Source organism: Herbiconiux sp., from assembly GCF_023264855.1.
Classification (GTDB): Bacteria; Actinomycetota; Actinomycetes; order Actinomycetales; family Microbacteriaceae; genus Herbiconiux.
Genome location: NZ_JAHFUW010000038.1, coordinates 37,630 through 44,408 on the forward strand (window position 1 = coordinate 37,630; position 6,779 = coordinate 44,408).

Below are 6,779 nucleotides of genomic sequence, written 5' to 3' on the forward strand. Positions count from 1 at the left end.
CCTTACTTTCCGACGTAGAGTCCGTTGCGCCGACGCGCAAGGAGGTAGAGGAGCACGCTGATCGCGCTGAGCACGGCGACGTAGACCGGGAAGATCCAGCTCAGGCCGATCGACTGCAGCCAGACGAGCAGGTATGACGCGGTTCCGCCGAACAGGGCGACGCCGATTCCGTAGCCGAGGGACACGCCCGCGCCTCGCGAGGCCTTCGGCATCAGCGAGGTGGCCACGACGTTGTAGAGGGTCATGTTGACCACCAGCACGATCGAGCCGCCGAGCAGCACCAGCGCGAACCCGCCGATCCCCGGCTGGGTGTAGCCGAGCATGAGGAACACCGACGGGATCGCCAGCAGGCGTGCCACGATGAACCAGGTCGACATCGGCCGGCCGTCGACCAGCCGGCCGACCAGCCAGCTTCCGGCCACCATGATCAGGCCGAGGAGAGTGGTGAGCCCGAACACGGCCGTGGGATCCTCGCCGAAGCTACTGCGAGCCGCACTGGGAAGGCCGGTGTTCCAGGCGTAGCTGTAGGCCTGGACCGCTCCGACCACGAAGATGATCGCGAGTACCCCGAGCCAGTTGCGGCGAACACCCTGCCACACCGATTTCGTCGACGTTCGGGCCAGCTCGTCCGGCCGCATGGTCTCCGGCAGCGTGCGGCGCAGGTAGAGCACGACGAAACCGAAGAGGGCGCCGACGATGAACGGAAGCCGCCACCCCCACTCGCCCATCGCCTCGGCGCCGAGCGCCAGACTGCAGAAGAAGCTCACCAGGGAGGCCAGGAGGATGCCGACGTTGACGTACACCGACATGATGCCGGCGACCGCACCTTCACGGCCTTCCGGAGCGAGCTCGACGGCGTGGGCGGTCGAGAGCGGAGCCTCGATCCCGGTCGAGATGCCCTGCACGATGCGGCAGGCCAGCAGGATGACCCCGGCCCAGACTCCGATCTGGTCGTAGTCCGGAGTGATGGCGATGATGAGCGTCGTCACGGCGATCATCGCGATCGACAGCAGCATCACCCGCCGGCGGCCGACCCGGTCGGCCAGGGTGCCGAGGAGGATGCCTCCCAGGGGCCGGAAGGCGAATCCGACGGCGAACACCGAGAGGGCGCCGAGCGTCGCGGTGACGGGGTCGCTGGAGGGGAAGAAGCTCGGCCCGATGAAGGCCGAGAGGAGCCCGAAGATCATCCAGTCGTACCACTCGAGGGCGTTGCCGAGGCCGAGGCCGAGAAGGCCCCGACGCACGACGGGAGTGAAGCGGGTGCGATCCCGAGTCGGACGGGTGACGCCGATGTCAACCATGGAGTGCCCCTTTCTGGGCGTGCGGAAGAGCGCTCGCTGCAGCCGTCGATCGGCCTGCGGAGCGTGATGGGTGTGAGGAGGAGAGCCGGAGTACCGCTTACCAGCTCGGGGGAGTGCTCACCCAGATGGAGACGCAATCCTCGTCGTAGGGGTTCACGTACCAGTGGGCGATCTCGGAGGAGAAGTTGATCGAGTCGCCGGCGTTCACGGTGTGCTTGACGCCGTCGAGGTAGACGTCCTGCTTGCCGGACAGGATGATGCCGAACTCTTCGCCGACATGGCGGAACGGGGTGGCACTGGTGTCGTGCCCGGGCGGGCTCACGACCCAGTGCGCCTCGAGCGCGCCGTTCAGATCCGGTGTCAGCTGTTCGTAGACCGCGTCGCCGACCGCCTCGCGGGAGACCTTCTTGAGGTTCTGCCGTTCGTGCCGGCGCACCACGGGCGACCGCGTCTCCTCGCCGGTGGCGAAGAACCGGCCGACGGGGATGCTCAGACCGTGGGCGATCTGCACCAGGGTCGAGAACGACGGATTGGCGAGACCGCGCTCGATCTGGCTGACGATGGCCGAACTCACACCCGATTTCTCCGAGAGGGCGGCGAGGGTGAGTCCGCGATCCTTCCGGAGAGCCTTCACTTGAGATCCCACGGACAACAGCAGGGTCTCCACTGCGGCCGGTGAAACGGGGGTGCTGTCGGTCATCGACATCCTTCCTCGAGTTCCATTTACTTTATTGAAGAATTTCATTAAGTCAAGGATTTCTGGCTCGTTTTGCCCGAGCACGCTACCGTGGGGGCATGTCTGAGCCGATTTTCCCTACACCTGTGCACCTCGACAACGGTCTGGACGGGGGTGCTGACGGCGCCGGACCCCTCTCGCGCCGGACGGTGCTCACGGCCGCCGCCTGGAGTGCACCCGTCGTGGCCATCACGCTGGCCGCTCCTGCCGCCAGCGCCAGCGAGGCCGGCTTCGACCTGACCTTGGACCCGCTTCAGCTGGGCGACTCCCTCCCGGTGTTCAGCGCCGACTTCAGCCGCCGGTGGTTCGCCGGCGCTCCCCTCGGGATCGTCGTCGGCAACCACGGGACACTGGCATCGCCGGCCGGAGCCACGCTGACCGTCAGTGTCGACTCCCGGGTGTTCCAGCTCACCGGGATGCGCGGAGCGTTCCCCGGCGACGACACCCCCGAAGCCCTGACCATCGTGTCGAACACGGTCGACGGTAACCGCTCGACCATCACCGCCACGATCCCCTACGCCATCCCGGCGGGCACGGATTCGTACACGGGCTTCCGCATCTCCATGGACTTCGACACGGTCGCCGTCTACCCGAACGACGGCGTCCAGCCGGTGCTCGACTCCACCTGGGTGCTCGGGTCTCCCTCGGGCGACATCGACCCGGGCAACAACTCCGTCAGCTACACCGGCTACCGGGACGTCGGCCCCGCGACCGCCTGGGGCGTGCTCGCCGACGCCGTCTGGGAGCGCGTCGATTTCGCGGGCGGCACCGGCTACAGCCACCGTGCGACGAGCTTCACGCTGACCTCGACCGGGCCGACGCCGGCCGTGGCCGGCGGGGAGATCATGATCCTCACCGACCAGCGCGTCAGCACGGCCATCACGGTCGAGGACATCCAGCTGAACGGGGAGCCGGCGGGTGACGCCATCGTGTTCGATCGCGACGACTCGTATGTCGGTCAGGTGCTCTACAAGTACTACACGAACACCGTCGACCTGGTCGAAGGCGACGTCGTGACGTTCTCGCTGAGCTACACCGACGGTCTCCCGGACACCGTCCCCGAGAACCTCTCGGGCTCGCAGATCAACTTCATCGGCGTCATCCCGAACGACGACAACCGCCGCGGCACGAACATCAGCGCGGCGACGAACACTGACCGGACCGGGTTCGAAGCGACCCCCTGAGCGGTGCCGCGTGCCGGGGGGCACCTCGCGTCTGTGGGAGGATCGTAACCATGCTTCGTTGGCTCACCGCCGGCGAGTCCCACGGTCAAGAACTCATCGCGATCCTCGAGGGCCTCCCGTCCGGCATCCCCGTCACTCTCGACCACCTCCGCACCGACCTCGCGCGGCGCAAGCTCGGCTACGGCCGCGGTGCGCGCATGAAGTTCGAGCAGGACGAACTCACCATGTCGGGTGGGGTCGTGCACGGGCGCACGCTCGGCAGCCCGGTCGCGGTGCGCATCGGCAACACCGAATGGCCCAAGTGGACCGAGGTGATGGGCGTCGAGCCGCTCGACGAGGCCCTGCCCGGCCGCGGCCGCAGCGCGCCCCTGACCCGTCCCCGACCCGGCCACGCCGACCTGGTGGGCATGCAGAAGTACGACTTCGACGAGGCGCGGCCGATCCTCGAGCGCGCGAGTGCCCGCGAGACCGCCGCCCGTGTCGCCCTCGGCGCCATCGCCAAGGCCTTCCTCGGCGAGCTCGGCATCACCCTCGTGAGCCACACCCTCTCGATCGGCCCCGTGCGCGTACCCGATGGCAGCCCGCTTCCCGTGCCCTCCGACGTCGACGCGCTCGACGCCGATCCGGTGCGTTGCTGGGACAAGACCACGAGCGACCTCATGGTCGCCGAGATCGACGACGCCCACAAAGAGGGCGACACGCTCGGCGGCGTCGTCGAGGTGCTGGCCTACGGACTGCCGCCGGGACTGGGTTCGCACGTGCACTGGGACCGCCGCCTCGACTCGCAGCTGGCCGCCGCCCTGATGGGCATCCAGGCGATCAAGGGCGTGGAGGTCGGTGACGGCTTCGAGACCACCCGGCGCCGGGGATCCGCCGCCCACGACGAGCTGTACCGCGAGGGCGGCTCGATCTCGCGCTCGAGCGATCGAGCCGGCGGCACCGAGGGCGGAATGTCCACCGGTACCGTGCTGCGGGTTCGTGCCGGGATGAAGCCGATCGCGACCGTGCCTCACGCGCTGCACACGATCGACGTGGCCACCGGCGAAGAGGCGGCCGCGCACCACCAGCGCTCCGACGTCTGCGCCGTTCCGGCCGCCGGTGTCGTCGCCGAGGCGATGACCGCCCTCGTGCTGGCGAACGCCGTGCTGGAGAAGTTCGGCGGCGACTCGGTCGGCGAGACCCGCCGCAACCTCCAGTCGTACCTGGCGGCCATCCCCGAGGCACTGCGCACCGACATCGTGCGCGCCGACTAGGGCGAGCGCATGAAAATCGTGCTGATCGGCCCGCCCGCGGCCGGCAAATCGCGCATCGGCAAGCGGGTCGCCCGGCTGCTGGATGTGCCCTACGTCGACACCGACAAGCTGATCGTGGCGGCGCACGGCCCGATCGTCGACATCTTCAGCGCGCACGGCGAACCGCACTTCCGCACGCTCGAGCGCGCCGAGGTCGTCAAGGCCCTGGCCACCGACGCCGTGGTCTCCTTCGGCGGCGGAGCGGTGCTCGACCCCGACACCCAGCACGACATCGCCGGTCTGCCGGTGCTGCTGCTGACCGTTCAGCCGCACGCCGTAGCCGGACGGCTCGGCAGCGGCAAGCGGCCGCTCGTGCGCGATGTCGACTCGTGGATCGCCCTGTACGAGCAGCGCCGCGACCTCTACCGGCGGCTCGCCGACCACACCATCGACACGACCGACCGCGCCACCGACGACCTCGCCGAGGAGGTCGCCGAGTGGGCACGAGCGCAGGCCGTTGCCCGCGGCACCGCCTTCGACGCGACGACCGACCGCACCCAGCACGAGGAGAGCATCCGATGACCGACGCCCCCACCGTCATCCCGATCACGGGCGACGACGGCTACGACGTGCTGATCGGCCGCGGCATCCTCGACCGCGTGGCCGACGGCCTCCCCGCAGGCGTGAACAAGGTGCTGGTCGTGCATCCGCCCACCCTGGGCGCCCGCGCCGCCGAGCTGCGCGAGAGCCTGCTGGGCCTCGGCCGTTTCGACGTGCTGCTGGCCGAGGTTCCGGATGCCGAGGCCGGCAAACGGGTGGAGGTCGCCGCTTTCTGCTGGCAGGTGATGGGCCAGGCCGACTTCACCCGCACCGACGCCGTGATCGGCTTCGGCGGGGGAGCGGTCACCGACCTCGCCGGCTTCGTCGCCGCCACCTGGCTGCGCGGCGTGACGCTGGTTCAGGTGCCGTCGACACTGCTCGGGATGGTCGACGCCTCGGTGGGAGGCAAGACCGGCATCAATACGAACGAGGGCAAGAACCTCGTCGGGGCGTTCTACGCGCCGTCGCTGGTGGTGGCCGATCTCGATCTGCTGACCAGCCTGGCGAAGAACGAGATCCTGGCGGGCTTCGGCGAGGTCGTGAAGTGCGGTTTCATCGCCGAGCCCGAGATCCTCGACATCATCGAGGCCGACGTGGAGCGGGCGACCGATCCCGCATCGGAGGAGATGCAGAGGCTGATCGAGCTCTCGGTGGCGGTCAAGGCCCGCGTCGTCAGCGCCGACTTCAAGGAGGCAGGCCTCCGCGAGATCCTGAACTTCGGTCACACCCTGGGGCACGCGATCGAGCACGCCGAGCGCTACCAGTGGCGGCACGGCGCAGCGGTCGCCGTGGGCATGATGTTCGCCGCCGAGCTCAGCCGGCTCACCCGCGGACTCCCCGACGAGCAGGTCGACCGGATGCGCCGCATCCTGGACTCCCTGAGCCTGCCGCACAGCTACCCCGCCGGCCGCTGGCCGACGCTGCTGGCCACGATGCAGCGCGACAAGAAGACCCGCGGCGCGATGCTGCGCTTCATCGTGCTCGACGGGCTCGCCCGGCCGAGCGTGCTGCAGGGGCCGGAGACGTCGCTGCTGTTCGCCGCCTACCAAGAGATCGCGTCCTAGGAGGTACCCGATGGCATCCGTCCTCGTACTGAACGGCCCCAACCTGGGCCGGCTGGGCAGCCGTGAGCCCGACGTCTACGGGTCGCAGGATCTGGAGGCGCTCGGCGAGCTGCTGCGGGTCGACGCCGAGGCGATCCCCTCGCCCGAGCCGATCCGGATCGACCTGCGCCAGACCAACGACGAGGCCGAGTTGATCTCATGGCTCTACGAGGCCGTCGACACCAAGACGCCGGTCATCCTGAACCCGGCCGCGTTCACGCACTACTCGTACGCGCTGCGGGATGCGGCGGCGCTCGTGACCAAGGCCGGCCTGCCGCTGATCGAGGTGCACATCTCGAACCCGCACGCGCGGGAGACCTTTCGGCACACGAGCGTGATCTCGGGGGTCGCCTCGGGCGTGATCGCCGGGTTCGGCTTCACCTCGTACCGGCTCGCGCTGATCGGGCTGCTGCCCTTCCTGACGCCCGAAGCCTGACCCGGTACACTCTTTCAGGACCGAAACGCCGGTCTCACCTCATACTTCGAAACGGATCACTTCTTACATGGCTTCAACGAACGACATCAAGAACGGCACCGTGCTCGACATCGACGGTCAGCTCTGGAACGTCATCGAGTTCCAGCACGTCAAGCCGGGCAAGGGCGGCGCGTTCGTGCGCACCAAG

7 protein-coding genes and 1 pseudogene are annotated in these 6,779 nt (G+C 68.7%); 6 read left to right on the forward strand and 2 right to left on the reverse strand.

Features of this window, described 5'->3' with window-relative positions; all coding sequences use genetic code 11:
* Positions 1–2: 2 nt before the first annotated feature.
* Complete coding sequence (locus tag Q0D75_RS14895; RefSeq protein WP_291054984.1) at positions 3–1,301, reverse strand: MFS transporter; 1,299 nt, start codon at positions 1,299–1,301, stop codon at positions 3–5.
* A 97-nt stretch (positions 1,302–1,398) separates the two neighbouring features.
* Entirely contained in the window at positions 1,399–1,935 is a 537-nt protein-coding gene (locus Q0D75_RS14900; RefSeq protein ID WP_291054987.1) for an XRE family transcriptional regulator, read from the reverse strand.
* A gap of 161 nt (positions 1,936–2,096) precedes the next feature.
* On the opposite strand from Q0D75_RS14900, the gene Q0D75_RS14905 reads away from it, so the two are divergent.
* From Q0D75_RS14905 to Q0D75_RS14930, 6 genes and pseudogenes are all read left to right on the forward strand, one after another.
* Entirely contained in the window at positions 2,097–3,221 is a 1,125-nt protein-coding gene (locus Q0D75_RS14905; protein ID WP_291054990.1) for a hypothetical protein, read from the forward strand.
* 50 nt (positions 3,222–3,271) lie between these two features.
* Positions 3,272–4,474 carry a chorismate synthase gene (gene aroC / locus Q0D75_RS14910; protein WP_291054992.1) on the forward strand — a complete coding sequence of 401 codons (1,203 nt, stop codon included), beginning with the start codon at positions 3,272–3,274 and terminating at the stop codon, positions 4,472–4,474.
* Positions 4,475–4,483: 9 nt separating this feature from the next.
* Positions 4,484–5,035, forward strand: a complete 552-nt coding sequence (locus Q0D75_RS14915) for a shikimate kinase (protein ID WP_291054995.1) — start codon at positions 4,484–4,486, stop codon at positions 5,033–5,035.
* Positions 5,032–6,117 carry a 3-dehydroquinate synthase gene (gene aroB, locus Q0D75_RS14920; RefSeq protein WP_291054998.1) on the forward strand — a complete coding sequence of 362 codons (1,086 nt, stop codon included), beginning with the start codon at positions 5,032–5,034 and terminating at the stop codon, positions 6,115–6,117. The genes Q0D75_RS14915 and aroB overlap by 4 nt, the downstream gene beginning before the upstream one ends.
* Before the next feature lie 10 nt (positions 6,118–6,127).
* Positions 6,128–6,592 (forward strand): type II 3-dehydroquinate dehydratase, encoded by a 465-nt coding sequence (locus tag Q0D75_RS14925; protein WP_291055001.1) that lies wholly within the window; start codon positions 6,128–6,130, stop codon positions 6,590–6,592.
* A 67-nt stretch (positions 6,593–6,659) separates the two neighbouring features.
* Positions 6,660–6,779, forward strand: a pseudogene (locus Q0D75_RS14930) (elongation factor P); the annotation flags it as partial.